This is a genomic window from Skermanella aerolata KACC 11604 (genome assembly GCF_000936425.1).
Taxonomy (GTDB): domain Bacteria; phylum Pseudomonadota; class Alphaproteobacteria; order Azospirillales; family Azospirillaceae; genus Skermanella; species Skermanella aerolata.
On the sequence record NZ_AVFK01000019.1, the window covers coordinates 70,886 to 97,791 of the forward strand.

The 26,906-nt window shown below is 65.0% G+C and carries 22 protein-coding genes; 13 read left to right on the forward strand and 9 right to left on the reverse strand.

The window, feature by feature from the left end; translation table 11 throughout:
- Positions 1–68 precede the first annotated feature (68 nt).
- Positions 69–386: an EthD family reductase gene (locus tag N826_RS21660; protein WP_044432255.1), complete on the forward strand. Its 318-nt coding sequence runs from the start codon at positions 69–71 to the stop codon at positions 384–386.
- A 31-nt stretch (positions 387–417) separates the two neighbouring features.
- Here N826_RS21660 and meaB read toward each other — a convergent pair whose 3' ends face one another.
- The 4 genes from meaB to N826_RS21680 are packed head-to-tail and all read right to left on the reverse strand — an operon-like array spanning position 418 to position 5,719.
- Positions 418–1,452 (reverse strand): methylmalonyl Co-A mutase-associated GTPase MeaB, encoded by a 1,035-nt coding sequence (meaB, locus tag N826_RS21665; protein ID WP_084721003.1) that lies wholly within the window; start codon positions 1,450–1,452, stop codon positions 418–420.
- Positions 1,453–1,486: 34 nt separating this feature from the next.
- A complete protein-coding gene (locus N826_RS21670; protein WP_044432352.1) occupies positions 1,487–2,092 on the reverse strand; it encodes a biliverdin-producing heme oxygenase in 606 nt (201 codons plus the stop codon).
- 4 nt (positions 2,093–2,096) lie between these two features.
- Positions 2,097–3,956 carry an ABCB family ABC transporter ATP-binding protein/permease gene (locus N826_RS21675; RefSeq protein WP_084721005.1) on the reverse strand — a complete coding sequence of 620 codons (1,860 nt, stop codon included), beginning with the start codon at positions 3,954–3,956 and terminating at the stop codon, positions 2,097–2,099.
- 38 nt (positions 3,957–3,994) lie between these two features.
- Entirely contained in the window at positions 3,995–5,719 is a 1,725-nt protein-coding gene (locus N826_RS21680) for a protein kinase family protein (protein ID WP_147040451.1), read from the reverse strand.
- Here N826_RS21680 and N826_RS43240 point away from each other — a divergent pair.
- The 3 genes from N826_RS43240 (at position 5,696) to uvsE (ending at position 7,318) form a co-directional block, all read left to right on the forward strand.
- Positions 5,696–5,881, forward strand: a complete 186-nt coding sequence (locus N826_RS43240; protein ID WP_147040449.1) for a hypothetical protein — start codon at positions 5,696–5,698, stop codon at positions 5,879–5,881. The two genes, N826_RS21680 and N826_RS43240, sit on opposite strands and share 24 nt — an antisense overlap.
- Before the next feature lie 108 nt (positions 5,882–5,989).
- Positions 5,990–6,223 (forward strand): DUF2934 domain-containing protein, encoded by a 234-nt coding sequence (locus N826_RS21685; protein WP_044432259.1) that lies wholly within the window; start codon positions 5,990–5,992, stop codon positions 6,221–6,223.
- Between the two features lie 60 nt (positions 6,224–6,283).
- Entirely contained in the window at positions 6,284–7,318 is a 1,035-nt protein-coding gene (gene uvsE / locus N826_RS21690; protein WP_044432261.1) for a UV DNA damage repair endonuclease UvsE, read from the forward strand.
- A 243-nt stretch (positions 7,319–7,561) separates the two neighbouring features.
- Here uvsE and N826_RS21695 read toward each other — a convergent pair whose 3' ends face one another.
- Together N826_RS21695 and N826_RS21700 are read right to left on the reverse strand one after the other, a co-directional pair.
- Complete coding sequence (locus tag N826_RS21695; protein ID WP_044432355.1) at positions 7,562–9,628, reverse strand: TRAP transporter permease; 2,067 nt, start codon at positions 9,626–9,628, stop codon at positions 7,562–7,564.
- Between the two features lie 364 nt (positions 9,629–9,992).
- On the reverse strand, positions 9,993–10,970 hold the full coding sequence (locus N826_RS21700; RefSeq protein WP_282183077.1) for a TAXI family TRAP transporter solute-binding subunit: 978 nt from the start codon (positions 10,968–10,970) through the stop codon (positions 9,993–9,995).
- Positions 10,971–11,187: 217 nt separating this feature from the next.
- Between N826_RS21700 and N826_RS21705 the strand changes: the two genes are divergently transcribed.
- Both N826_RS21705 and N826_RS21710 read left to right on the forward strand, forming a co-directional pair.
- Entirely contained in the window at positions 11,188–11,400 is a 213-nt protein-coding gene (locus tag N826_RS21705) for an antitoxin MazE family protein (protein ID WP_044432262.1), read from the forward strand.
- Between the two features lie 28 nt (positions 11,401–11,428).
- Positions 11,429–11,974 carry a GNAT family N-acetyltransferase gene (locus N826_RS21710; RefSeq protein WP_044432265.1) on the forward strand — a complete coding sequence of 182 codons (546 nt, stop codon included), beginning with the start codon at positions 11,429–11,431 and terminating at the stop codon, positions 11,972–11,974.
- Between the two features lie 116 nt (positions 11,975–12,090).
- Here N826_RS21710 and N826_RS21715 read toward each other — a convergent pair whose 3' ends face one another.
- Complete coding sequence (locus N826_RS21715; RefSeq protein WP_345769882.1) at positions 12,091–12,765, reverse strand: NYN domain-containing protein; 675 nt, start codon at positions 12,763–12,765, stop codon at positions 12,091–12,093.
- A gap of 299 nt (positions 12,766–13,064) precedes the next feature.
- Entirely contained in the window at positions 13,065–13,436 is a 372-nt protein-coding gene (locus N826_RS21720) for a hypothetical protein (protein WP_044432268.1), read from the reverse strand.
- 748 nt (positions 13,437–14,184) lie between these two features.
- Between N826_RS21720 and N826_RS40365 the strand changes: the two genes are divergently transcribed.
- The gene (locus N826_RS40365; RefSeq protein ID WP_169789395.1) at positions 14,185–18,399 is read left to right on the forward strand and encodes a tetratricopeptide repeat protein; all 4,215 of its coding nucleotides are present in this window, start codon (positions 14,185–14,187) and stop codon (positions 18,397–18,399) included.
- Positions 18,400–19,228: 829 nt separating this feature from the next.
- Complete coding sequence (locus N826_RS21730) at positions 19,229–19,567, forward strand: hypothetical protein (RefSeq protein WP_147040447.1); 339 nt, start codon at positions 19,229–19,231, stop codon at positions 19,565–19,567.
- A 325-nt stretch (positions 19,568–19,892) separates the two neighbouring features.
- Here N826_RS21730 and N826_RS21735 read toward each other — a convergent pair whose 3' ends face one another.
- A complete protein-coding gene (locus N826_RS21735; RefSeq protein WP_044432272.1) occupies positions 19,893–21,941 on the reverse strand; it encodes an NAD(+) synthase in 2,049 nt (682 codons plus the stop codon).
- Between the two features lie 211 nt (positions 21,942–22,152).
- Here N826_RS21735 and N826_RS21740 point away from each other — a divergent pair, with 211 nt between their 5' ends.
- The 5 genes from N826_RS21740 to queG are packed head-to-tail and all read left to right on the forward strand — an operon-like array spanning position 22,153 to position 26,732.
- Positions 22,153–22,896 (forward strand): hypothetical protein, encoded by a 744-nt coding sequence (locus N826_RS21740; protein WP_044432274.1) that lies wholly within the window; start codon positions 22,153–22,155, stop codon positions 22,894–22,896.
- Between the two features lie 49 nt (positions 22,897–22,945).
- On the forward strand, positions 22,946–23,980 hold the full coding sequence (gene queA, locus N826_RS21745) for a tRNA preQ1(34) S-adenosylmethionine ribosyltransferase-isomerase QueA (protein ID WP_044432275.1): 1,035 nt from the start codon (positions 22,946–22,948) through the stop codon (positions 23,978–23,980).
- Positions 23,977–25,260 (forward strand): tRNA guanosine(34) transglycosylase Tgt, encoded by a 1,284-nt coding sequence (tgt, locus tag N826_RS21750; protein ID WP_084721007.1) that lies wholly within the window; start codon positions 23,977–23,979, stop codon positions 25,258–25,260. The genes queA and tgt overlap by 4 nt, the downstream gene beginning before the upstream one ends.
- Entirely contained in the window at positions 25,226–25,705 is a 480-nt protein-coding gene (queF, locus tag N826_RS21755; RefSeq protein ID WP_044432276.1) for a preQ(1) synthase, read from the forward strand. Before tgt ends, queF begins: the two co-directional genes overlap by 35 nt.
- On the forward strand, positions 25,692–26,732 hold the full coding sequence (queG, locus tag N826_RS21760; RefSeq protein WP_044432278.1) for a tRNA epoxyqueuosine(34) reductase QueG: 1,041 nt from the start codon (positions 25,692–25,694) through the stop codon (positions 26,730–26,732). The genes queF and queG overlap by 14 nt, the downstream gene beginning before the upstream one ends.
- The last annotated feature ends 174 nt before the right edge of the window (positions 26,733–26,906 follow it).

Genomic DNA, 26,906 nt, shown 5'->3' on the forward strand with positions numbered 1-26,906 from the left:
CAAGTTGACAGGATTTCGGAGGGCGGTCACCGTGGTTCCAACAAAAACCAAATCGGGAGGATCGACGCATGTTCACTTTGGCGCTGCTGCTGTACCGGAAGCCCGGAACCTCGACCCAGGAATATCAGACCTATTGGCATGACGTTCACGGCCCGATCGCGGCGAAGATTCCAGGGCTGAAGGGCTATGTGCAGCTTCACGGCCAGCCGGACGCGGAGGGCAATCTGCCGGTTGACGGCATCGCCCAACTGACCTTCGACAGCGAAGACGCCATGAAGGCGGGCTTCGGCTCGCCCGAGGGCAAGGCGGCGCTGGACGACGTGGCGAACTTCGCCGATACGTCGCGGCTGGTGTCGGTGCCGGTCAACCCTCGGACGATCGTCTAAGCAATTCCGAAAACGGGACGGCGGCCGGTCCCTACCGGGATCGGCCCAGGAACTTCTCCAGCAGTGCTCGGGCCGCCACCGTCGGCGTCGTCTCGGCATGGGTGACGGCGTATTCGGCGGTGGCGAGGTCGGCGCGAACGGCGGGGTGGTGGCGGAAGGCGTCGGTCAGGGTCTCGGCGATCTCGCTCCACATCCAGGCCCGCGCCTGTTCGGCGCGGCGAACGTCGAGCGCACCGGTCGCCGACAGCGTAGACCGGTACTTGCCGATGGTTTCCCAAACCTCCGGAACGCCAATCCTGGTCGCGGCGGAGCAGGTCAGGACCGGAACCTTCCAGTCCTTGGACGGTGAGCGCAGCAGCGCCAGCGCGTGGCGGTACTCGGCGACGGCGTGGCGGGCGGCATTGACCAGGGCGCCGTCGGCCTTGTTGACGACGATCAGGTCGGCCAGTTCGACGATGCCCTTCTTGATGCCCTGAAGCTCGTCGCCGCCGCCCGGCAACAGCAGCAGCATGAACAGATCGACCATGTCGGACACGGCGGTTTCCGACTGGCCGACGCCGACGGTTTCCACGATCACGACGTCATAGCCTGCCGCCTCGCAGGCCAGCATCGCCTCGCGCGTGCGGCGGGCGACGCCGCCCAGCGTGCCGCCGCTGGGAGAGGGGCGGATGAAGGCCGAGGTGTTGCGGGTCAGTTCCTCCATCCGGGTCTTGTCGCCCAGAATCGAGCCGCCCGTCCGCTGCGAAGACGGATCGACCGCCAGCACCGCGACCTTGTGCCCCTGCCCGATCACGTGGAGGCCGAAGGCTTCGATGAAGGTCGATTTGCCGACGCCGGGCACGCCGGAAATCCCGATCCGGATCGAGTTGCCGGTATGAGGCAGCAGTTCCGCCAGCAGTTCTTCCGCCATGGCACGGTGGTCGGCGCGGGTCGATTCGATCAGGGTGATGGCGCGGGCAAGCGCGCGGCGGTCACCCCGGCGGATCGCCTCGGCGGTTTCGGCGGGAGAAGCGGCGGGGCGGCGGCTGCCGGAAGGTTGGCTGCCAGAGTGCGGAGTGACTGTCATGGTGCGATGAACCTACAGTCGGACCGCCCGAGGCTCAAGACGCCGGTGCGGGCGAAGGTGCGGCGAGATGGTCCAGCCAGCGTTCCAGCGCGGAGAAGGCGGCAGCTGCCGCCTCGGTCGCGGCGGCGCGGTCTGCTTCAGTCAGGATGTCACGCTCGATCATATCGCGGAGCGACTGCCGCTCCGCCTTCAGGTCGATCCCGGCCGAGGCGAAATACGAGGCACCTTGGTCCGGGCCGACCGCGAGCGTGCGCTGGAGATGCGGCAGCATCGCCCGGCCACCATGGGCCGAGCCATCCAGCACCCAGCGGGCGCCGATCCTGGCCGCCGCCGTCGGCAACTCCGGCAGGTCCGCCGCCAGCGGCGGTTCTACGCCCGCTGCCGCCGTATCCAACGCTCCGATATCGGCCAGCAAAAGCGGCGTGCGGGCGGCGCGTCCCGCAGCCTCCTCGCCCAACCGCTGCTCCATCGGCGCCACGAAGCCGTACAGGGCACGAACCGCGCCGAGATACCCTTCGGCGGTCGGCTGGCGGGCAGTCAGCGGGCGGAGGACCGGGTGCAGGTGAAGCCGCTCGTGGACAGGCCACGTGGCGATCCGCAGGCGCTCGGTAACGTCTTTGACGGCAAGATCTCTGGTCATGGCATCAACCATGGCTGATAACGGGTTTCGAATACGATACGGGCAGATCCGCTACCGCCTTTTCGCCGGCCGCCTCCTGCTGGCGGGTCCACATCGCGGCATAGGCGCCCCGCTGGGCCAGCAACTCGGCGTGCCGTCCGCGCTCGACAATGCTGCCGTCTTCCAGGACGATGATCTCGTCAGCGTCGATCACGGTGGACAGCCGGTGCGCGATCACCAGCGTCGTGCGGCCCCGGCTGACTTCCCGCAGGTTCGCCTGGATCTCGCGCTCGGTATGGGTATCCAGCGCGGATGTCGCCTCGTCGAACAGCAGGATGTCGGGCTGCTTCAGGATGGTGCGCGCGATGGCGACGCGCTGCTTCTCTCCCCCCGACAGCTTCAGGCCGCGCTCGCCGACCATCGATTTGTAGCCGTCGGGCAGGCGCAGGACGAAGTCGTGGATATGGGCCAGCTTCGCCGCCCGCTCGACTTCCTCGACCGAGGCGCCGGGACGGCCATAGGCGATGTTGTAGAAGATCGTGTCGTTGAACAGGACGGTGTCCTGCGGGACGATACCGATGGCGGCGCGCAGCGACGACTGCGTGATGGTCGAGATGTCCTGGCCGTCGATCAGGATGCCGCCCGAGTTAGGATCGTAGAAGCGGAACAACAACCGGCTGATGGTCGATTTACCGGCCCCGCTGGGGCCGACGATGGCGACCGTGCGCCCGGCGGGGACCGTGAAGGACACGCCCTTCAGGATCGGCCGGCGCGGATCGTAGCCGAACTCTACATCCCTGAAGGTCACCGTGGCGCCCGCCACGTCCAGCGCCTTGGCACCGGGAGCGTCGGCGATCTCGCGGTCGATCTCCAGCAATTCGAACATTTTCTCCATATCGGCAAGACCCTGCTTGATCTCGCGGTAGACGAAGCCGAAGAAGTTGAGCGGCTGGTAAAGCTGGAGCAGGTAGGTGTTGACCAGCACGAAGTCGCCGATGGTCATGGTGCCGTTCATGATGCCGCGCGCCGCCATGTACATCACGACGGTCAGGCCGATGGAAATGATCGCGGCCTGTCCGATGTTCAGCAGCGACAGGCTGGTCTGGCTGCGCACCGCCGCCTTTTCGTAGAAGCTGAGGGCGTTGTCGTAGCGCCGGGCCTCGTGCTCCTCGTTGCCGAAGTATTTGACGGTCTCGTAGTTGAGCAGGCTGTCGATCGCCTTGGTGTTGGCCTGGTTGTCCATCTCGTTCATCTCGCGGCGGAACTTCGTCCGCCACTCGGTGATGACCAGGGTATAGGCGATATACAGGACGACCGTGGTGAAGGTCGCCAGTGCGAACCAGATGTTGAACATCCCCCACAGGATCGCGCAGACCAGCAGGATCTCCAGCAGCGTCGGCAGGATGTTGAACAGCATGAAGGACAGCAGCGTCTGGATCGCCTTGGTCCCGCGCTCGACCGAGCGCGACAATCCGCCGGTCTGGCGTTCCAGATGGAAGCGCAGCGACAGCGCGTGCAGGTGCCGGAAGACGTTGAGCGCCACCGCCCGGATCGAGCGCTGGGCCACCTTGGCGAAAATCGCGTCGCGCAACTCGCCGAAGGCCAGCGACAGGACTCTGGCCAAGCCATAGGCCAGGATCATGCCGACCGGCAGCACCGCGATCGTTCCCGCCGTCGTGCCCAGCGCGTCGATCGCGTGCTTGTAGAGCACGGGCACGTAGACGTTGGCGATCTTGGCGATGAACAGGCAGACGATGGCGGCGACGACCCGGACACGAAGCTCCATCTCGTTCCGTGGCCAAAGATAGGGCAGCAGCGAACGGATGGTCTCTCGCTCCCCCAGCTTGCGCGGTCGGGTGAAGCGGCTCATTTCAGCGTCGGACATGAATACGGGCCTGATGGCGTCGGGATTACGCGACTAACCTAGGCCGCGGCGATGCAGGTGTCCATCGGCGAGCGGTCGCGGCGGCCGGCGGCGATGATCCGTTCCAGCCGCCTGACGTAGCGGTCCGTGGCCGCCCGCAGCCGCTTGGCATCCGCGCTTTCGGGTGCGACCGTGTTGACGGCCATGGCATGGTCGGCCATCTGGAAAGCCAGATAGCAGGGCGTCAGCAGGGCCAGCAGGTCGGGGTTCACGGGATGTCCGGACTGCCCAGCGACGATCCGGCACAGCCGCAGGCACTCCGACTCGGACAGGTCAAACTCGACGGCGGCGCCTGCGATGTCCCACGCGATGTCTTGGCAGGCGATCAGGTCATGGCCGGCGTGATGGTCGAGCGCATCGGTCTTCAGCAGACGCCCGTCGGGTGCATGCAGCCATTCCCAGGCGTGGAGGCGGTTGTCGGTCTCGACTCGCCTGACGGCGTCCTCCAGCAGGCCGGCATCCTGTACCAGACGGTCCAAGTCGCGTGCCGCTTCCTCCCCCAACGTCTGTGCCGTGTTGAACCGCGCCATTTCGGCAAGCGCCGTCAGCGATGCGCCCTGCCCCGCCCCTGCCTCGAAATGACGAGCGCGGAAGCCCAGGTAGCGGCCGGCCTGCTCCACCACCCTGTCGCGTTCGCCGAACCGCTGGTCAAGAGACACGGCGCCATCGATCCAGCGCTCGACCAGGAAACCATGGCGGAAGCCCGCCACCTCCGGCGTGAAGCCGGCGGCGTGGAGAGACCGGGCGCGCGACAGTTTACGCTCCCCCATGCTGCCCAGTCCGACGAACTTCAGCAGCCACGTACCGCCGGCGGCAGGCAGCAGGAACTTGCGGCGCTCCAGTTGCGGCTTGACCGGCGGCCACTCGGCTTCCCGGGAATAGCGGAGCGCCCGCCACCAGCCGCCGGAGATTTCCATCATGTCGCCGGTGGGCGGGCCGGCCAGTTCGGCGGCCCAGGTTTCCAGCCGGTGTTCGGGCCGTTTCGGCTTATGGATCAGCATGTCGCCGATATCCACGACAGGACGGTGGGCCTTCTGCCAGCGCAGCCAGTGGCGCTCGCTGGAGCAGCCTCCCGGCATGCCTGCGTGGCTGGGGAAGAAGTGGATGCGGTCGGGAGCGACTCCGGCGTCCTCCAGGAAGTCCGCAACCGCGCCGAACGAACTGCCGGACAGCCCAGGACCTTCGTCCACCACGGCGTAGCGGGCATCCTTGCCGGCCAGGATCTCGGCGGACAGACCATCGGACAGCCTGATTTCCCGGTTGAACGGATGGCCGGTCGGACGCAGGGTCACGGCGTTCCGAAGCCCCAAGCCGGCGGCCACGGCGGCCGCCAACGGCGCTCCGACGCTGCGCAGGCCGATCACCTGGGTCGGCCGCTCCGCTGCATGCACTGCGCCGGCGGCCTCCAGGTAGGTTTCCGGGTACAGGCCGTAGAGCGAAAACCCTTCCGCCGTCTTGGTGGTGATCGCGTCCGGCAGCGGCCCCGCTCCCACGGAACGAAGTTCCGCTTCCGGCAAGCCGCCCAATTGATGGAAGCCGGTGCGCCACGACTGGCGAACGCAGCACGCGATGCCGATCAGCAGCGCCATCAGCGCATCGGTCAGGTCCGACCGGGCGTCATGCCCCAGGTCCGCGAACTGCGCGTCCGCCACGCCCTGGGTCAACTCACCCGCATCTATCAATGCCGCCACTAGGACGGCATGCCGCTCGATCCCCGCCGGCATCCGCCCAAGCCGCCGCAGCGTTTCGTCCAAGCGCTCGACAACATCGCGAGCATTTTCGGTCCGGGACTGATCGCCGTAGACAAGCATGAACTGAAGGCCATTCGCTGGATGCGGGGTGCTGAAAACGAGGCGGCGAATGGCAACCGTTACAAACGTACTTAGTTCCTGCCGCGCAAGGAACCCGCAATACCGGCTGGGGCGGCGGCAACCCGGAAGTAGCCGGAGCCGTTACTTCGGCACAGGACAAACACGGCCGAAGGGAACAAGGCGATGGAGCGGGAGGAACGGGTAAAGCAGCGCGCTCAGGAGATCTGGGAACGCGAGGGACGGCCCGAGGGCCGGGAGCAGCAGCACTGGTATCAGGCGCTCGAGGAGATCGCGGTGGAGGAGGACGGCTCCCTCTCCGCCGCCGGGGAGGAGGACCCGGAACCGGTGTTCATGCCCTCCCCCGCCGTTGCGGCCAATCCGGCCAACGCCTCGGACGACAGCAAGGACAAGGGATGAAACCGGCCATCGGCTGTTGATGCCGAACGTATTTCTCTCGAACCGATGGACAGACACGCGATGAACGCCCGCCCGATGCGGCTTGGTTTCGCCGTCAAGGTGATGGGCCAGCCGGACCTGAAGAGCAACGATGCCCGCCGCTGGGCCAGCGATCCGCACCTGAAGGTGTCGCTGGAATATGTCGACGGCATCCTCGACTATCTCGACAGCCAGGACATCCGGATGTACCGGCTGTCGTCGGATCTCGCCCCTTACGCCACGCACCCGGACATGCCGCAGTTCCACGGCATGGTCCAGGAGTCGGCTGCCGAACTCAAGGCCATCGGCGACAAGGCGAAGCGGCTCGATATCCGGATGTCGTTCCACCCCTCGCAGTTCGTCGTGCTCAACAGCCCCGACCCCGAGCTGATCCGTAAGAGCATCTGGGACCTGTCGTCCCAGGCGGAGATGCTTGACCTGATGGAGCTGGGGCCGGAAGCCGTCCTAGTGATCCATGTCGGCGGCACCTATGGCGACCGTCAAAGCAGCGCCGCCCGCTGGGTCGAGACCTGGAAGATCCTGCCGGAACATGTCCGCCGCCGGCTGGTGCTGGAACACGACGATCTGCGCTTCAGCGCCGCCGACGTGCTGTGGATTCACGAACAGACCGGCGTGCGGCTGATTTTCGACTACCAGCATTTCTGGTGCCTGAACCCGGAAGGCCTGGACATGCGCGAGACCTTGCAGACGATCCTGCGGACATGGCCGGACGGCGTCAGGCCCAAGATCCACTTCTCCTCGCCGCGAACGGAACTGCGTCAGGTCAAGCGCACCGATAAGAAGACGCGCAAGAGTACCCTCGCCAACGTCGCCCCGGTCTGGACCGGGCACGCCGATTTCTGCAACCCGTTCGAATTCGCCACGTTCATGCGGACGGCGGAGGGGCTGGAGTTCGACATCATGCTGGAGGCGAAGTCAAAGGACCTGGCGCTGGTCCGGCTGCGGCCGGACATGCTGCGCTACGCTCCCGACGTCGCGGCCCGCTTCGGCCTGACGCCGGAGCGGGCGGAGGAGCTGGAGCGGCAGGAGGCCGCCCTGATGGAGGCCGAGAGCTGACGAGGCCGCGTAACTTTTTCCACTATCGAGGGTTATCTAACGACAGGGGGTCGCGTTACCTCAAAATTACGGATGGAGGACGTCGTGTTTAAGGGTGGATTGCTTTGGATGATGGGCGTGCCTGTAATCGTCATAATCGTGCTGCTGGTGATGGGCGTCATCTGACGCCTCACCCCTCGGGCCGGCGTTCGCACCTCGATGATGGAACGCCGGCCTGCGCAGACATCGCTTTTGCGGATAGATCTAGGCCGCCGACAACGCCGACTTCCGGGCCGCCAATTGCCGGATCACCACCGGGACGATCAGCGCCAGCCCCAGCAGCGACGAGTAGATTTCCGGCGCCACCAGCAGGATCGCGGCGAAGCCCAGCACCAGACGCTCCCACTTCTTCGCGACGGCAAGCATATAGCCGGACAGGGCGGCGCTCAGGCACGTGATGCCGATGATGCAGCCGACGAACGCGATGATGAAGTCCGGCCAGGTGAATCCCGGCGCCACCAGCAGCAGCGACGGCGAGAAGACGAACACGAACGGCACCAGAACCTTGCCCAGTCCCAGCCGGAACGCCGTGTTGCCAGTCTTGAACGGATCGGACCCGGCCATGCCGGCGGCGGCATAGGCCGCCAGCGCCACCGGCGGCGTGATGTCAGCCAGCACGCCGTAATAGAAGACGAAGAAGTGCGCCACGATCGGCGCCACCCCCAGCAAGCCCAGAGTCGGGGCCGCGATCGTCGCCATGATGATGTAGTTGGCCGTGGTCGGGATGCCGCAGCCCATCAGGATGCAAACGATGCCGGTCATGATCAGCGTGAACAGCAGCGTCAGCGTTTGGGGCGCCGTCCAGCCCGCCGGCAGGAAGGCCCCGACCCAGGTCGCCATGTCGGCGGCGGTCGAGGTCACGATGAACGAGATCTTGAAGCCGACGCCCGTCAGCGTCACCACGCCGACGACGATGCCGACCGTCGCAGCGGCGGCACCGACCGCCAGCGCGTACTTGGCGCCGTCACGCAGGTCGCCGACGATCTGGCCGACGCTCATCCGGTTGCCGGGATTGAACAGCCCGACCAGGATGCACAGCGTAATGCCCCAGAACGCCGCCATATAGGGCGTGTAGCCGGCCAGCAGGATGCCGATCAGGACGACCAGCGGGATGACGGTCGGCCAGTCGCGCTTGAAGGCGGCCTTCAAATCCGGCATCTCGTCCGGCCGCAATCCGCGCAATCCAGTCCGCTTCGCCTCGAAATGGACCTGCATCAGCACGCCGAAGAAGTGCATGAAGGCGGGCACGATGGCCGCCAGGATGATCGTCGTATAGGGCAGCCCCAGGAACTCGATCATCAGGAAGGCGGCGGCTCCCATGATCGGCGGCGTGATCTGGCCGCCGGTCGAAGCGGTCGCCTCCACCGCCGCCGCGAAGTGCGGCTTGTAGCCGAGCCGGATCATCGCCGGGATGGTCAGGGACCCGACCGTCACCGTATTGGCGACCGACGACCCGGAGATCATACCGAACAGCGCCGACCCGAAGATCGACACCTTGGCCGGCCCGCCGGCGAAGCGTCCCGCGACCCAGGCGGCGCAGTCCAGGAAAAGCTGTCCCAGCCCGATCCGCGTTGCGAAGACGCCGAACAGCACGAAGTGAAAGACATATGTCGCGACGACGCCCAGAGCGATGCCATAAATCCCCTGCGTCGTCAGGTATAGATGATCGACAAGCTGCGGGAAGCTGGCGCCGGGATGGATCAGGATGCCCGGCATCGAGGGCCCCCAGATCGCATAGCCCATGAAGATCAAGGCGATCACCGGCAGCGGCCATCCCACCGAGCGCCGGGTCGCCTCCAGCAGAACGAAGATCAGGATGCCGCCGAGTACGACATCTGATGTGGTCGGATTGCCGACGCGGAACGCCAGATCGTCCAGCGGGATCAGCGGGACGTGCAGCACCGACACGACAGCGCCGATCGCCAGCGCCCAGTCCAGCAGCGAGATACCGAGCGGGCGCAGCAGACTGCTTTGCGCCGGCTGGTCATAGCCGCGCTTGGTGAAGGGAAAGACCAGGAAGACGAGGCCCAGCACGAAGGACAGATGGATGCCGCGATGGACCATCTCCGACAGCAGGCCGAAGCCGGCCGTATAGTAGTGGAACAGCGACAGCACGACCAGCAAGCCGCCGACGATCCACCCGGCGGCGGGAGCCAGCGGGCGGAACCGGATCTCGGAGTCAAACTTCTCTTCGAGTTCCTTGGCCTTCTCGGGGTCGAGTTCCAGGGTGGATTTCGGCAGAGTCGGTTCTGCGCGCGATGGGTCGGTCATCGGCATTCCAGGTTCTTATCATGGAAGACGCCCGCTCCTGGGAGCATAGGCGCAAATAAAGAGTATTTCCCTTAATGCCGTCATACCCGGATCAAGTCCCTAGGCGCTGACTCAAAACGTTCTTAAACGCTTCGCGGGTATTCTCCTCCACTCTGCCGTCATGCCAAGACTTGATCTTGGCATCTCCCAGCGAAAGCTAACGTGACGACTTCAACCTGAAGCCTGGATGTCAACCGCTGCGCTCCTGAAAGGAGATACAAAGATCAAGTCTTGGTATGACGGAAAGGCGAAAGAGACAGCCTAAATTAGCGCCTAAGTCAGCACCTTTGAGATCAAGTCCGGGTATGACGGAATAACGGAAGCCTTACTGAAGCACGCCCTTCTCGCGGTAGAACTTCTCAGCACCCGGATGCAGCGGAATGCCGATGCCCTTGGTCGCGTTCTGCACGGTGATCAGCTTGCCCTTGGCATGGCCGGCGTCCAGGACGGTGCGGGAGTTGTCGCTCCAGAGCGCCTTGACGATGTTGTAGACAAGGTCGTCCGACTGCTTGGCGCTGGTCACCCACTGGGCGTTGACCGAGATCGTCTGCGTTTCCGGCACGTCCTTGTAGGTCCCGGCCGGGACCGTGTCCTTGGAGAAGAACTGGTAATCGGCCAGCATCTTCTCGGCTTCCGGACCGCCGATCGGGACCAGCGTGATACCGCTGGAAGTCGCCAGTTCCGAAATCGCGCCGGTCGGATAGCCGCCGACGAAGAAATAGGCGTCGAGCGCTCCGTCGCGCAGGCGGTCACCCGCTGGACCCGGCTTCAGGTATTCGGCCTTGACGTCCTTCTCGGTCAATCCGTAGGCCGACAGCACGATACGCGCATCGACCAGCGTGCCCGATCCCGGCTCATCCAGCGAAACCCGCTTGCCCTTGAGGTCGGCGACCGACTTGATGCCGGAATTCTTCGTTGCGACCAGATGGATCGTTTCGGGATAGAGCGTCGCGATAGCGCGCAGGTTCTCGATTTTGCCCTTGCCCTCGAACAGGCCGGTGCCGGTATAGGCCCAGTAGGCCACGTCCGACTGCGAGAAGCCCGACTCGAGCGAGCCGCCGTTGACGGCGCTGATGTTCGCGACCGAGCCGTTGGACGACACCGCTGTCGCCACCAGCCCCGGCACTCCGCCGCCGGTGGCGGAAATCGTGTTGGCGATCAGGCCGCCCACGGGATAGTAGGTCCCGGCCGTACCGCCCGTGCCGATCCGGAAGAAAGCCGGCGCCTGCGCCAATGCGACCCCGGCGCTCAGTACGAGCGCCCCCAGCACGGCCCCAACAGCCATTCGGCGTTTTTTCATCATGAAGCTCACGGCAGTCCCCTGTGATTCCGATATGGTAATCGGATCATGGCTGTTGCTGCTGCAATTGTCACGATATCGGATTGTACCGGTGACAAACCGGTTGCCGGTCACCAACCGGACTTCCCCCTCGCCCCCTTGGGAAGGTCGGGGAACGGGTGCCTATAGACTTACCGGTTTGACGCGGCTATGCCACATGTAAAGAATTCGGAGATTTGTCATGTCTTCTTCAGTCCGCCACCGTGTTCGAACTCATCGGGCACAGCTCAGGGCGATGGGGTTGAGGCCGATTCAGATCTGGGTTCCCGACGTTCGTTCCCCCGACTTCAAGGAAGAGGTGCTACGGCAATCCCGTGCAGTCGCGGCATGTCCCGATGCTGCGGAGACCATGAACTTTCTGGAGGACATCCAGGACTTGGGCGATGAGCCATGAGGCGTGGCGATCTGGTGACCAACTTCCTATGACGACCCTACCCGCGCCCGGCCGCATCACCCTCGACATCGCGACGGAGGCCGACCTGCCGCGCTTCCGCAAGGATCTTCAGGACGCCTTCTCGACCGCAGTGGTGGAAACGTTCGGATCGGTTGACAACGGACCGATCCCGCCCGACGAGGACGTGGCCGCGTCGTTCACCGCGCCGAACGCCGTGGTCCACCGTATCCTCGAGGACGGGCGTTGGGTCGGCGGCGCCGTCGTCTCGATCGATAGGGAGACGCGGCACAACACCCTCGACTTCTTTTACGTGCATGTTGGCGAATTCGGCCGCGGGATCGGCCGCAGGGCTTGGAAAGCCATCGAGGCGCATTACCCGGACACAATAGTCTGGACGACCCACACGCCCTACTTCGAGAAGCGCAACATCCACTTTTACGTCAACGTTTGCGGCTTCCATATCGTGCAGTACTACCACGCCGGCCACCCGGACCCGAACCGCCCGGCCGAGCCGGATTTGCCGGGAGACGACGGAATGTTCCGATTCGAGAAGCGCCTTTGCTTCGAAGGATGAGGCGGCGGTAGTCGCCTCGGCTACTCCGCCATCAGCGATGTCACGCACGTAGATTCCTGGTGATGAGCAGCGGGAGGATTTGCCGATGGGTAAAGACCTCGGCGCGGCCGGGTGCGTCAAACCCGTCGCAATCGGACAGAACACCGTGGCGTTTTAAGATCTCGAATCTCGATGAAATCGAGAGACGCAAGTGAAGTAGATAATTTCCCCGGCAGTTTTACCGCCTTCTTCGCCGCAAGATCCTGCCCGACTTCATTCAACAAGACCCAGCCATCCGGTGATTCACCCAGATCCTCGACAGCGTTGCGAATGGCTGTCTTTTGACTGAGCGTAAGGCGGTCCTTACGATCATCAATGCCGCCGTTCGAGGGTTTTGCATTGGACTGGGCAGCAGGCTCTGCGGCGGGCTGGGAAGCATTGTTCGGCTCTGCGGCGATCCGGTATTGAGGAACAAGCATCGTCACATCCGCGACCTTGACGGACTTTCTGTCACCGATGGACCCGCATGTTGGAACGATGATGCTGGTCGGTTTACCGGAAAGTTGCAGCGCTTTGATCAATGGGGCAAATCCGTCATCGCCGCTGACGATCACATACTGGTCGGCGTCACTGGTAGCCCTCAGCCGGCCCGCATCGAACGCCAAGAGAAAATCGGCCGCGTTCGGTCCCGTGACATCCTTTCCGCCATCGATGACCTCGATCCCGGAAATCGCCTGCCATCTGCCGGGTTTAGCGCAGGTATAGGCACGCATGACGATTGGTTCGCCAAGCAGCCTGAGAAGCCGGTGGATCTATGGCCAAAGGTCCACGCTGACATTCTCGGCATCTATGAGCACGGCGAGGCGGGCACTGGGGCCGATGCCTTGTTCTATAGCGGTTTCCCCGGTCACGCCAGTTTCCGTCAGCATAATTCTCGATCAACTTACAGGCGGGCAACTTACAGGCGGGCAAATTGCAGGCGGGTCAAAACACAGGCACGATCTTCAATCGGGCCTTCGTACCGCATCAGGCGGAGGTTGACTAGCATACAATGTGATCGAATCCCCAGGCGCTCCTACACCACGCCTGGGGACTTGATCAGTAACTCGGCCTAAAGCGAAGCGGCAGCCGACTTAGACGCGCCTGCTATTCCAAGGCCGGCCAAGCCGGATGCCATGGCTTTCTGGTGTCCGGGAGCATACCGCGCGAGATGATCGAGCAACTCACTCCCCTTGTTCCGCCAATAGCTCCGGAAAAACGGCACCGCAAAACGGACAGCCTCTGAATCCTCCGAGGGCCGGAAGACGAAAATCTCTTCCTCGTCCAACTGTGAACTCATCGCGGTCGCACCGGGAGCAAGATCGATATAGAGCACGTCTCCATGCTCATCGTAGCTCGTCGCCAGGGAAGCGGACGTCACGGGGGACAGATAAGGGGCGCAGGCAGCAACCTTATGGATAAAACTGCTATTTACATTATCCATCTTACTTCCCCTGCGGCCAGATAACGTCGCCTTTGCCAGCATACCGCTCCGCATTGAAGGCTGTCGATACGAAAGCGGTGTCAAGACGATCGCGGCGAGCCAGTACAAGCGTATACCACATCCGTCCTTTCAATTCACCCGCAGGCGCAATGTAAAAGAATGAATCAGGATCTTTCTTGGACTGAAGCACGGCTATGGGATTTGTAATCGCACCCTGGATTTCGAAAACGGAAGGGACTTCGGGTCCTCGCTTGTTAGGGCGTATATGAACGTCATAACAGGCTGCCTCCAAGGTGACAGCATCGCCTAACGGGCCGAACCGTGAAAAATACTGCGTCACTGTAAAAGTCCGTCTACCAAGGGTCTGCTCCCAAAACAGGAGTGCCCACAAGTGAATATCCAGCGAATCACATGTATTTGTTGCATCCAAAATTCGATGGAAAAACTTAAGGTTTTCCTGGAACTGCCAGCAACTTCCAAATCCCTACATCTTCGCCGGCACAACATTGCAAGTCATACCCATGCGTTCAATGTGGCAAAACGGCCCGCCACTACTCCCCCTCACCCCTTCGGAACGTTCCGGCAGACCGTGTCCAGGTGCCGGGGCGGCTGCTGGATCGACCGCCCGCCAGCCACCACCTCGAAGGCCGCCGCCCCTCGCGATGCCGCTTGCAGATTGCACTATTACCTATGGTAGCCTGATATCATACGAATAGGGTAATCCGACGGTATAACGAGAGGAATGATCTTGACCGGCGATCAACGGAGCGGCGACAGCCGGGACGTTTTCATCTCCTACGCGCATGCCGATGGCGAATGGGTCAAGACCCTCGCCGAGAACCTGCACCGCGCGGGCCTGAAGGTCTTCTACGACCAGTGGGACATCGGCCTCGGCGACGTGGTCGTCCACAAGATCGACCACGGCATCCTCAACAGCCGCAACGGCATCCTCGTCGTCTCGCCGACATCGCTGACGCGGCCCTATGTCCAGAACGAATACGCGGCGCTGATGGATCGCGCCATCATGCGCGGCCAGCTCCTGATTCCCGTGCTGCTCAAAGACGCGGAAATGCCGCCCCTCCTGGCGACCCGCCTGTATGCGGATTTCCGCAACGCCGAGGGTCCCGGCTACCAGACCGCATTCGACAAGCTTGTCCGTGCCCTCAAGGGCGAGCGCCCCGGCCCTCCCGCAATCCTGCCGCCCGGCGGCGGCTACAAGGTCGCCGGCACCAACCCCCTCCGGCTTTCGATCACGCCGCAGCGGACGATCCTGTCCGGCGACGGCATCGACATTTCCGACCCGCCGCCAGCTGCCGGTTTCGACTTCGACGATCTCCTGTGGCGGCTGAAGCGCGCCCAGACCCACTGGGGTCCCCAACGCGACGCGGCAGGCGCTTCAGCCGGCCGCGACGGGCTGGAGTCGGTCCTCTATGAGATCGGCGGCAAGCTGGCCGACAGCTTCCTGCCGCCCGCCGTGACGGCGGCGCTGATCCAGGCCATCGCCGAGGCGGAGCGGCTGAACGGCACCCTGCAACTCGGCCTCGACATCGCCGAGCCCCTGGCCGGACTCCCCTGGGAAACCCTGCGGCTCGGCAGCACCGTCCTGGCGCTGAATCGCCATGTCGAACTGTTCCGTCGGATCGACACGCAAGGACCGGCCCCCGCCATCACCATTCCCGGTCCCTTGCGCATCCTGGTCGCCATCGGCAGCCCGGACGCGCAAAACGCGCGCGGCGAGTTGCTGGACATGGAAGCGGAGCTTCAGCGCATCCTGGATGCCACGGACAAGCCGCACCGGGCCGGTAACGCTGCCGTCCACATCCTGGAGCACGGCAGCATCGCCGCCATCCACGACGCCCTGACCACCGGCCACTTTCACGTCCTGCACATCTCCTGCCATGCGGCGCCCGGCACCCTGATCCTGGAAACTCCCGACGGCGCGGAAGACCGGGTGACGGCGCAACGCCTGTGCGAGGAGGCGATCCCGGCCGAACGGGCGGCCCCGCTGGTCGTGCTGGCCGGCTGCTCGACCGGGCAGGACGGCAAACCGAAGGACGATGCCGACTCCGCCGAGTTGCCCGGCCTTGCCCGCATGCTGGTCCAACACGGCGTGCCCGCCGTCATCGCCATGCAGGCGTCCGTCGGCGACCACTACGCCACTGACCTGATGGGCGAAGTTTATCAGGCGCTGTCCACCTGGGAGGACCCTCGCCCGCTGGCGGCGCTCGGCCATGCCCGCCGCACCATCGAGCGGAAGCGGATCACCGCCATCGCCTCCCAGCCGCCGCCGGAATGGCCGACGGCGGCCTTCTTCTGCGCCGTATCGCCCACGGCCCTGTTCGACCCCGCCGCGAAGCCCGAGACGCTGGAGGAAGTCCCGCCCCCGACCTTAGATCCCGGCGTCGTGGTCCGCCGGATCGGCGACATGGTCGGCCGCCGGTGCGAGCAGCGGCTGATCCTGCGGGCGCTGCGCGATCCCGACGACGCCGGGGTGCTGATCCATGGCATCGGCGGCGTCGGCAAAAGCACGCTGGCGGCGCACATCCTCCACCGGCTCGCCACCTCAGACGGTTTCCTGCTGATCTCGCTGAAGGGCGAGACGGACCCCGACCGGGTGCTGGGAGCCATCGGCCAGCGCCTGTTCCAGATCGGCCTTGACCAGGGAGAGAACGAGTCGGGCACCCTGCGCCGTCTTGCCGGCGTTCTCCGCGATCCCCAGCACTCCTGGCGTGACCGTTTCGATTACCTGTCCAATAGCCTTCTGTCCCGTCTCCCGGTCGCCTTCCTGTTCGACAACTTCGAAGACAATCTGACCGGCCGCGCGGTGCCGGACGAAGCGGCGGAATTGCTGGCCCGCTGGCTCCAAACGCCGCACCTGAGCCGGCTGGTCTTCACCAGCCGCCACACCTTCGAACTGCCCGACGACCCGCTTGAACAGCTGACCAAGTTCCATCTCGGCCCTCTGTCCTGGGCGGAAACCCGCAAGCTGTTCTGGCGACTCGACGGGTTGAAGGCCCTGTCGGCGGACGACCAGCGGCACGCCTATGAGAGCGTCGGCGGCCATCCCCGCGCGCTGGAATATCTCGACGCGCTGCTGCGCGGCGGCAAGGCCCGCTTCCCGGACGTCCAGGCCAAACTGCGTAAGCAGTTAAAGGCGAAAGGCATCGCCGACCCCGCCCGCTGGTATTCCGACACGACCGGCGGACTGGACGCAGCACTCGCGGATACCGTGATGCTCGCCGCCGACGACGTCCTGCTGGACCAGCTCCTGGCGCAGCTTGCCGATGACCCGCTCGCCCGCCGGCTTCTGATCGGCGCAGCAGTCTACCGCGTGGCCGTTGACGAACTCGGACTGGTCTGGGCGGTCGGTGACCCGGTGGAGCGGGCACCCGACCCAGAACGGGCGACACGATTGCAGGCGGCCGAAGACCGTTGGAAGGAGGCGCGGAAGAAGAACCCGGCGGCCGACTGGCCGGATGTCGTTTGGCCGGATGGCGAACTGGAGCAGTTCCAGCGGGACCTTGCGGTAGAGCGTGAGCCGCCGGTGGCGATGCCCGCAGGTTTTGCTTTGGCGAAGCAGCGCCTGCTCGACCTGTCGCTGCTGGCCCCCGTCTGCTTCGCCGACACGGACGAGCGGATGTTCCTAGTACACCGCTGGACAGCCGCCGCTCTGGAGAAGCGCGCGAATATCAACGAGCGGTCGGACGCCCACCAGTCCGCCGCCGCCTATTGGCGCTGGCGTGTCACCAACACGCCGCAGTCCCGTGAGCGGGACATCGCCGACCTCCTGGAGGCGCGCCATCATCTGCAAGAGCTGGGCGACATCGAAGCCGTGCATGCCATTAGCAGTGAAGTCATCCTTCAGCTTGACACCTGGGGCGCCTGGGAGTGGGAAGTCCGGTTGCTTCGTGAGACGCTCTCTTGGATGCCGGTCGGCTCAAAGGAGGCCGCCGCTGCCTTTCACCACTTGGGCATGGTCGCGCAGCGCCAAGGCGACTACGGGGCGGCGCTGGACTGGTACCGACAGTCGCTGGCGATCAGCGAGCAGCTCGGTAACCGCGCCGGCATGGCCTACTCATATCACCAGCTTGGCATGGTCGCGCAACTCCAAGGCGACTACGAGGCGGCTCTGGACTGGTACCGGCAGTCGTTGGCGATCGAGGAGCAACTCGGTAACCGCACCGGCATGGCCTCCTCATATCACAACATGGGTGCGGTCGTGCAGGTCCGAGGCGACTACAAGGCGGCTCTGGACTGGTACCGGCAGGCGCTGGCGATCAAGGAGCAGCTCGGTAACCGCGCCGGCATGGCCTCCTCATATCACCAGCTCGGCAATGTCGCGCAACTCCAAAGCGACTACGAGGCGGCTCTGGACTGGTACCGGCAGGCGCTGGCGATCAACGAGCAGCTCGGTAACCGCGCCGACATGGCCTCCTCATATCACCAGCTTGGCATGATCGCGCAGGTCCGAGGCGACTGCGAGGCGGCTCTGGACTGGTACCGGCAGGCGCTGGCAATCAACGAGCAGCTTGGTAACCGCGCCGGCATGGCCTCCTCATATCATCAGCTTGGCATGATCGCGCAGGGCAAAGACGACTACGAGGCGGCTCTGGACTGGTACCGGCAGTCACTGGCGATCGAGGAGCAACTCGGTAACCGTGCCGGCATGGCCATGACACTCGGTCAGATCGGAAATCTCCACACGGAACGAGGGCAGGCGAGCAATGCGGTTCCATTCAGCCTCCAGTCCCTGGGACTTCATTTGCAGATGAAAGAGCCTGAAGTCCGCATCGATCTCCATTGGCTTTCCCACCAACGGCAGGAATTGGGTTCCAACAAGTTCTCCGCCATCGTTGCCGAACACTCTGATGCCGAGAGTGCGGCGTACGTTGTAACGCTCCTTGACGAGTTCGAACGGCAAGCGGCTCTGCACGGAGATGATGATGAGTTGTCGACGATGTAGACGCGGCTTCCAGCCGCGTTGTGCGCGGATACGCGCACCCTCCATCGCGATACGTTGGTGTCTCCCTCAAAGCCGGGGGATGGCTGAGTTAACGCGGCTGGAAGCCGCGTCTACGTTTCTCCGCCATCGAATGCGGGCTCATCAAAACTGCTCGTCTCCTGTCGAGTTCCAGAGGATGAGCTTGCGTCGCCGACGGCAACTGTGGACGCGGTTTCCAGCCGCGTCTGCGATGCACATCACCCCGAAGCTCGGCATGAGCGGCCAAATTCTCCGCCCCCAGCGGGAAACATCCGTCAAGGATTGAATTCCTGACGCCCATCTGATACACGATACCCAGGCGAAGCGCCGGGTTCTATGACATCGTGAATCAGAACCAAAGCACGCCCGCTCCACGCGCCCGACGTGTGCGGCAACGAGACCCCACTCCCGCCACGTCCATCTTTCTTGACCTGCTGGCGTATTCAGTCCAGTGTCGTCCCGCCCTCCGCAACCGCGCGGGCGGCCGGAGCAGGGAACTGCGAATTCCCCGACCCGGCCTGACCACCAATGCAACTCCACTTTACAAAGGTGCATCAATGGCTGAGCGAAGGCTTACCATACCCGGCGCGATTTCGCGCCGGTTCTTGTTCACCGCCGCCGTGGCGCTTCCCGTCACCACGGCAGCGGCGGGGACCTCCCCCGTCCCGCCCGGCACCGTTTCAGCGAGCCTTCTGGCTCTGTTGAAGCGCTACCGCGACACCTGCATCCGGCTCCGCGACGTGGAAGCCGAGCATGCCGAAACGCTTCTGTCGATCCCGGCCGCCTTCCGGCCCGGCGCTTCCGACGGCAGGTGCGTGTCCCGCTGGCCGGAATATGGACACGGGCGGAACTGGACGCGCTCGGGCTGCCCTCAAGCATGCCCTGCCGGCCGTCCGAGGACGACTTCATCCGGTACTTCCACCGGGTGTCGGGGTCCGACCCCGACCGGTGCGAGGAGGCGCGCCGGCGGCACAAGGTCAGGATGGAAGCGTGGCAAGCCCGGCGGACCGTTCAGAAGGAATGGTACGCCCGGACCGGCCTCGACACCCTCGGCAGCCGGCGCCGCCGTCTGCTCGAAGGCAAGCATTCCATCGAACGCGACCTCATGGAAATGATGACCCGCCCCGGCACGGCCATCCTTTTCGCCTGAGCCAAGCGCGCCTGACCCTCCCGACGGTGGTCACTATTCCAGCCGCCGCCGGGAGCAGCGATAGTGACCCATAGTGACCGATAGTGACCTTTTCGGCGAAAAAACCTGAACCGCTGTGATGACCATCCGCCGGGCGGTCATGTCGAATGATGACATTCGAGTACAAAACAGGCTTTTTCCTACACTCCTCATACCATCGGCATTCGAAGTTGACCCATGCGCAGGATTGTTGGGCCACGGTCCAACCTACGGACTCCGGCCCTTGTAGGTTGGGCCGTGGCCCAACAATCCGGAACTCACCGGTCAATCTTCAAAGCCGTTGGTATCACTCCTTCGGCACGTTCCGCTCCAGCTCGTCCAGCCACGTCCGCGCCGTCCCGTCCGACGGTGCCCGCCAGTCGCCGCGCGGCGACAGGGAGCCGCCGCCGCTGACTTTCGGGCCGTTCGGCATGGCGGAGCGCTTGAACTGGCTGAAACCGAAGAAACGGCCGATGAACAGGCCGAGCCAGTGGCGGATCTGCGGCAGTTCGTAGGCCCGCCGGCGTTCCGGCGGAAAGCCGGGGGGCCAGTCGCCGTGCTCGGTGTCGCTCCAGGCGTGAAGCGCCAGGAAGGCGATCTTCGACGGTCGGAAGCCGTAGCGCAGCGTGTAGAACAGGTTGAAGTCCTGAAGCTCGTAGGGGCCGACCTTGGCCTCGGTGCTCTGCGGCGTTTCGCCGGGGGCGACCGGGACCAGCTCGGGTGAAATCTCTGTGCCCAGGATCGCATCCAGGGTCACGCCGACATCCCGCTCGAACTGGCCGGACGAGATCACCCAGCGGATCAGGTGCTGGATCAGCGTCTTGGGCACGCCGGAATTGACATTGTAGTGCGCCATCTGGTCGCCGACGCCGTAGGTACACCAGCCCAGTCCCAGTTCCGACAGGTCGCCGGTCCCGATGACGATGCCGCCGTTCTGGTTGGCAAGGCGGAACAGGTAGTCGGTGCGCAAGCCCGCCTGAACGTTCTCGAACGTCACGTCGTAGACCGGCTCGCCCTTGCCGAAGGGGTGGTTCATGTCGGAAAGCATCTGGCGGGCGGCGGGCCGGATATCCAGCTCGCGCCATGTGACGCCCAGCGACTCCATCAGCCGGACGGCGTTGCCCTTGGTGTGGTCGCTGGTCGCAAAGCCCGGCATCGTATAGGCCAGGATGTTGGTGCGCGGCAGACCCAGCCTGTCCATCGCGCGGGCCGTCACGATCAGCGCATGGGTCGAATCCAGGCCGCCGGACACGCCGATGACGGCCTTCTCGGTATGCGTGGCGCTCAGGCGCTGGACCAGTCCCGCCACTTGGATGTTGTAGGCCTCGAAGCAGTCCTGCTCCAGCCGCGCCGGGTCGGCCGGGACGAAGGGGAAGCGCTCGACCTTGCGCTCCAGCCCGATATCGGTCATCGGCGGATCGAGCTTGAACGAGACGTGCCGGTAGGCGTCCGTCGACACCCCCCGCCAGCGGCGGTTGTCGTCGAAACTGCCCATCCGCATCCGCTCCTGGCGCAGCAAGTCCAAGTCGATGTCGGCGACCGCGATCTGGTCGCCTTCCGGGAAGCGGGCGGTTTCCGTCAGGATCTCGCCGTTCTCGGCGATCGAGGTCTGGCCGTCCCAGGCCAGATCAGTGGTGGACTCGCCAGCCCCGGAGGCCGAGTACAGATACGCCGCGATGCAGCGGCCCGACTGGCTCTTGCACAGCAGCCGGCGGGTGTCGGCCTTCGCGATGGTGATGTTGCTGGCCGACAGGTTGGCGAGCACGGTGGCGCCGGCCAGCGCCGCCTGGGAGCTTGGCGGAATCGGCACCCAGAAGTCCTCGCAGACTTCGGCGTGGACGACGAAGTCGGGGAGATCCTCTGCCGTGAACATCAGGTCGGGACCGAACGGCACGGTCTGGCCGCAGATCCGGATCTCGCCGCCCTCGGTCCCAGCGCCCGAGGCGAAGTGACGCTTCTCGTAGAACTCCCGGTAGTTCGGCAGGTGGATCTTGGGCACCGCCCCCAGGATGCGGCCCCGGTGGATCGCTACCGCGCAGTTATAGATCCTGCCGCTGACATGGCGAAGCGGCGCTCCGACCAGAAGCAGCGGCATCAGCTTGGCCGAGCCTTCGGCGATCACGTTCAGGGCTTGCTCCACCGCATCCAGCAGCGGGTCCTGGAGCAGCAGGTCGTCGATCGCATAGCCGGAAACCGCCAGTTCGGGGAAGATCGCCAAGGCTGCGGACCGCTCATCGCAGGTCTTGGCGACGCGCAGCACGGACTCGGCATTGGCGGCGGGGTCGGCGATGCCGCACCGCATGGTGCAGGAGGCGACCCGCGCAAAACCGTGACGGTAGAGAGAGTGGAACGTCATGGGATCTTCCGGAACAGCGGGACAGGACGGCTTGAAGACGACAACAGTCTAGCGGCTATTTCGTCGGCATGCGAAGGCGATTGATCGGCCACGTCGCCCAATTATCAAACTGTCACTGATTTATCCGATCGAGGACGAAGAAAATTTGTGCAAGATGAGGCCTTCCTGTGCGATTATGCCGTTTGATTGAGGCTGTGGCGGTGGGATATCGATGGATGCGCCTGACGGGTCCTCCGAGCGGAAGACCTTCACATTTCTGGCGGGAATAGCGGCGCTGGGCCTCACCCTGGCGGTCGGGGTGAACTTCGCCATCGCCAGTCTGGCGCCGCCGCGTGTGCCGTTGCCCAATACGTCGATCTTCGATCCAGACCTGCGCGGCGCCGTCGCGAACTACCCCGACGCCGTGAGGGAGATGCGTACCGTCTTCACCACCACGACGCCGCAGGGAACGCGGACGGTCACCAATTGCGCCGACTATCTCAAGCTTCTGGACCAGGGGGTTCGCTCGCTGGTCGCCGATCCGACCGACGCGCACAGCGCCTATGGCAATTGCCCGCTGCTGTTCGTGCTCCGGCAGGCGCGGGAGCCGGCGACGTATCTGGCCCCTCTGTCCCAGCTGGCGCGCACCGTGGCGGAGCGGCTGGACGCCACGACGCTGGACGACAGCCTGCGCCCGTTCCCAGTGTCCGACCGGCCGAGGGCGAGGTTCGCGCGCAATCGTTTCACCGTCGATGAGAAGCGGCTTCGGATCTCCGTCCCGGACGGCAACTGGTCGATGACGATCCTGGCGTCCGGCAGCTTTTCCGGAGATGGGCTGGAAGACGTGGCCGTCCGGATCGAACAGGGCAAGGCGCGGCACTACACGATCCTGACGCCGATGCCCAACGGCAGCCTTGGGGCGGTATCGCCGGAGAGCTTGGCGCTGACCAGCAACATGCCCGTGCGTCTGCGCTGAGTCATTCGCCTTTCCCAAGGCGCCGGGATGGACTATATCGGCGCTCCTCATGAGAACCGCTGATTTCGATTTCGAGCTGCCGCCCGAGCTGATCGCCGATGAACCGGCACGGCCGCGCGACGCCGCGCGCCTGCTGGAAGTTCAGTGCGGCGCCCTGGCGGACCGCCATGTCCGCGACCTGCCCGGCCTGCTGATGCCCGGCGACCTCCTGGTCTACAACGACACCCGCGTCATCCCCGCCCGCCTGACCGGCAAGCGGGGGGAGGTCAGGGTGGAAGCCACCCTCCACAAGCGCGAGGGCGCCGATACCTGGCACGTCTTCGCCAAGCCGGGCAAGCGGCTGCGGGTCGGCGACACCATCGTCTTCGCATCGGACCTGTCGGCCGAAGTGATGGAGAAGCGGGAGACCGGCGACATAGCGCTCCGCTTCTCGGTCGCGGGCGCCGACCTGATGGCGGCGCTGCACCGCCATGGCGTCATGCCGCTGCCGCCGTACATCCACCGCCCTGACGGCGCCTCGGCCAAGGACGCCGACGACTACCAGACCGTCTTCGCCGCCCGCGAGGGTGCTGTCGCCGCTCCCACGGCCGGTCTCCACTTCACGCCGGAACTGCTGACCCGGCTCGATGAACGCGGCATCCGGCGCGTGCCGGTGACGCTGCATGTCGGGGCCGGCACCTTCCTGCCGGTCAAGGTAGACGATATCCGCGACCACCGCATGCATGCGGAATGGGGCGAGATTTCCGAAGATACCGCGCGGGCGATCCGGGACACGCGGCGGGCCGGCGGCAGGATCGTCTCGATCGGCACCACGTCGCTGCGCCTGCTGGAAACGGCGGCGGCGGACGATGGCACGATCGGGCCGTTCAGCGGCGATACCGACATCTTCATCACGCCGGGTTTTCGCTTCAAGGCAGTGGACCTGCTGCTGACCAACTTCCACCTGCCGCGCTCGACCCTGTTCATGCTGGTCTCGGCCTTCGCCGGGATGGAGCGCATGCGGGCCGCCTATGCCCACGCCATATCGTCGGGCTACAGGTTCTATTCCTATGGCGACACTTCATTGATCGGGAGAGCGCCATGACGGCGACGGGTTCGGGCTTCAGTGGTGCAGGTTTTCGGGGCTTGGGTTTCGACGTGCACGCGACCGACGGCATGGCGCGGCGCGGCACGCTGACCACCGCCCACGGCACGGTGGAAACGCCGGCCTTCATGCCGGTCGGAACAGCCGGAACCGTCAAGGGCATGATGCCCGGGTCGGTCAAAACCACGGGCGCCCAGATCATCCTTGGCAATACCTATCACCTGATGCTGCGCCCGACCGCCGAGCGGGTCGCCCAGCTCGGCGGCCTGCACCGCTTCATGAACTGGCACGGCCCGATCCTGACCGACAGCGGCGGGTTCCAAGTGATGTCGCTGTCCGACCTGCGGAAGATGAGCGAGGACGGCGTCACCTTCAAATCTCATCTGGACGGCAAGCGCCACCACCTGACGCCCGAGCGGTCGATGCAGATCCAGCATCTGCTCGACAGCAACGTGACGATGTGCCTGGACGAATGCACCGCCTTCCCCGCCACCCACGAGGTCGCGGAGAAGAGCATGAAGCTGAGCATGCGCTGGGCGCAGCGCTCACGCGATGCCTTCGTCGAGCGCCCCGGCTACGGGCTGTTCGGCATCGTCCAAGGCAGCGTCTATGCCGATCTGCGGGCTGAGTCGGTCAAGGCGCTGACCGATATCGGCTTTGACGGCTATGCCGTCGGCGGGCTGGCGGTCGGCGAAGGCCAGCAGATGATGTTCGACACGCTGGACGTGACGACTCCCCTGCTGCCCAAGGACCGGCCGCGCTACCTGATGGGTGTCGGCAAGCCCAGCGACATCATCGGCGCGGTCCGGCGCGGCATCGACATGTTCGACTGCGTGATGCCGACGCGATCGGGCCGCACCGGCCAGGCCTTCGTCCGGCGCGGCGTCCTGAACATCCGCAACGCCCGCCACGCCCATGACGACCGGCCGCTGGACGAAAAATGCGGCTGCCCGGCTTGCCGCAGCTACAGCAGGGGCTATCTGCATCACCTGTTCAAGGCGGGCGAGATGCTCGGCCCCATGCTGCTGACGTGGCACAACCTGAGCTACTACCAGGACCTGATGGCGGACCTGCGCCGCGCCATCGCTCAGGGCTGCTTCGAGGAACGCGCGGCGGAGCTGGAAGCGCAATTGCTGCTCGGCGACATCCCCGCCACCCCCGATCCGCTGGCCGGGACGCCCGCCGCCGAAGCTGAAGCCGAAGCCGCCGCAACCGAACCCGATGCCAAGGCCGGTGGAGCGGCCGATGAGGAGATCCACAGTGTCCCAGTCGATCTATGACGGATTGACCCAACTGGGCGGCAACACCGCCCAACCCGCCTCGCCCGAAGAAGCAGTGCTTGAGCGGGTGCCGAACCCGCATCCGGGTACCGGCTATCTGGTGCGCTTCGCCGCACCCGAATTCACGTCGCTCTGCCCGATCACCGGCCAGCCGGACTTCGCGCATTTGGTGATTGACTACGTCCCCGGCGACTGGCTGGTCGAGAGCAAGTCGCTGAAACTGTACCTGACGTCGTTCCGCAACCACGGCGCCTTCCACGAAGCCTGCACCGTCAGCATCGCCAAGCGCCTCGTGGACGAGTTGAAGCCGGTCTGGCTGCGCATCGGCGGCTACTGGTATCCGCGCGGCGGCATTCCGATCGACGTGTTCTACCAGACCGGCCCGGCGCCGGACGGCGTCTGGGTACCCGACCAGGGGGTGGCCCCTTATCGTGGACGCGGCTGACAAGCGGGAGCAGATCCGGGACCGGGCGCTGGCACTCGGCTTCGACGCCGTGGGCTTCGCGCCGGCCTCCCTCGGCGACGAGGCGAGAGAGCGGCTGGGCGACTTCCTGGCCCAAGGCCTCCACGGCGACATGGGCTGGATGCTCGAAAAGGCCGACCGCCGGGGCGATCCCCAGGTGCTTTGGCCGGAGGCGCGGACTGTTATCGCGCTCGGCATGTCCTACGCGCCGCACGAGGACCCGAGGAGCCTGCTGGAGCATCCGGACCGGGGCATCGTCTCCGTCTATGCGCGGGGCCGCGACTACCACGACGTGGTCAAGAGCCGGCTGAAGCAGTTGGCCCAATGGGTCCACCGTAGTTTCGCAACGGACGTCAAGGTCTTCGTCGATACGGCCCCGGTGATGGAAAAGCCTCTGGCGGAGCAGGCCGGGCTGGGCTGGCAGGGCAAGCACACCAACTTGGTGTCGCGCGAGCATGGCTCATGGCTGTTCCTGGGGGAGGTCTATACCGCCCTGGAACTGCCGCCCGATTCCCCTGGCGCCGACCTGTGCGGCTCGTGCCGCCGCTGCCAGGACGCCTGCCCGACGGCGGCATTCCCCGAGCCCTACCGGCTGGATGCGCGCCGCTGCATCTCGTACCTGACGATCGAGCACAAGGGTCCCATCCCCGAAGACCTTCGCCCGCTGATGGGCAACCGCATCTATGGCTGCGACGACTGCCTTGCCGCCTGCCCCTGGAACAAGTTCGCCAAGCGCACCCGCGAAGCGGCGTTCCTCCCCCGCGCCGAGCTGACGGCGCCCCGGCTGGCCGATCTGGCGCAACTGGACGACGCAGGCTTCCGGCAGGTGTTCTCCGGCTCGCCGATCAAGCGGATCGGACGCGACCGCTTCGTCCGCAACGTTCTGACGGCGTTGGGAAACAGCGGCGATCAGGCGCAGATCGGCGTGGTGGAACGGCTGACGGCGGACGAGTCGGATTTGGTGCGTGACGCGGCGTCGTGGGCATTGGAGCGGCTGCGGGCGGTGTGACCGGCCGTTTCAGCGCTTCAGAAGTCCCTTGAAAGCGCGGGCGATCTGTTCGGCCTTTGACTCATCGTCAAGCATACGGCGAAGCGCCGCCCGGATCGCGGCGACCCGCTTGGATTGCTCCGAGACTCTGCTCGCAGCCGCATCGATCCGGGCGCTTGGCCCTGCCGGTTCACT

Coding starts and splice junctions, on each gene's coding strand:
- N826_RS21660 (WP_044432255.1), top strand. CDS start 69: ATGTTCACTTTGGCGCTGCTGCTGTACCGGAAGCCCGGAACCTCGACC.
- N826_RS21735 (WP_044432272.1), bottom strand. CDS start 21,941: ATGACGTTCCACTCTCTCTACCGTCACGGTTTTGCGCGGGTCGCCTCC.
- N826_RS21685 (WP_044432259.1), top strand. CDS start 5,990: ATGGAGCGGGAGGAACGGGTAAAGCAGCGCGCTCAGGAGATCTGGGAA.
- N826_RS21740 (WP_044432274.1), top strand. CDS start 22,153: ATGGATGCGCCTGACGGGTCCTCCGAGCGGAAGACCTTCACATTTCTG.
- N826_RS21710 (WP_044432265.1), top strand. CDS start 11,429: ATGACGACCCTACCCGCGCCCGGCCGCATCACCCTCGACATCGCGACG.
- N826_RS21695 (WP_044432355.1), bottom strand. CDS start 9,628: ATGACCGACCCATCGCGCGCAGAACCGACTCTGCCGAAATCCACCCTG.
- queF (WP_044432276.1), top strand. CDS start 25,226: ATGAGGAGATCCACAGTGTCCCAGTCGATCTATGACGGATTGACCCAA.
- uvsE (WP_044432261.1), top strand. CDS start 6,284: ATGAACGCCCGCCCGATGCGGCTTGGTTTCGCCGTCAAGGTGATGGGC.
- N826_RS43240 (WP_147040449.1), top strand. CDS start 5,696: ATGCCGCTCGATCCCCGCCGGCATCCGCCCAAGCCGCCGCAGCGTTTC.
- N826_RS21700 (WP_282183077.1), bottom strand. CDS start 10,970: ATGATGAAAAAACGCCGAATGGCTGTTGGGGCCGTGCTGGGGGCGCTC.
- N826_RS21675 (WP_084721005.1), bottom strand. CDS start 3,956: ATGTCCGACGCTGAAATGAGCCGCTTCACCCGACCGCGCAAGCTGGGG.
- queA (WP_044432275.1), top strand. CDS start 22,946: ATGAGAACCGCTGATTTCGATTTCGAGCTGCCGCCCGAGCTGATCGCC.
- N826_RS21680 (WP_147040451.1), bottom strand. CDS start 5,719: ATGCCGGCGGGGATCGAGCGGCATGCCGTCCTAGTGGCGGCATTGATA.
- tgt (WP_084721007.1), top strand. CDS start 23,977: ATGACGGCGACGGGTTCGGGCTTCAGTGGTGCAGGTTTTCGGGGCTTG.
- N826_RS21705 (WP_044432262.1), top strand. CDS start 11,188: ATGTCTTCTTCAGTCCGCCACCGTGTTCGAACTCATCGGGCACAGCTC.
- meaB (WP_084721003.1), bottom strand. CDS start 1,452: ATGACAGTCACTCCGCACTCTGGCAGCCAACCTTCCGGCAGCCGCCGC.
- N826_RS21720 (WP_044432268.1), bottom strand. CDS start 13,436: ATGGATAATGTAAATAGCAGTTTTATCCATAAGGTTGCTGCCTGCGCC.
- N826_RS21670 (WP_044432352.1), bottom strand. CDS start 2,092: ATGACCAGAGATCTTGCCGTCAAAGACGTTACCGAGCGCCTGCGGATC.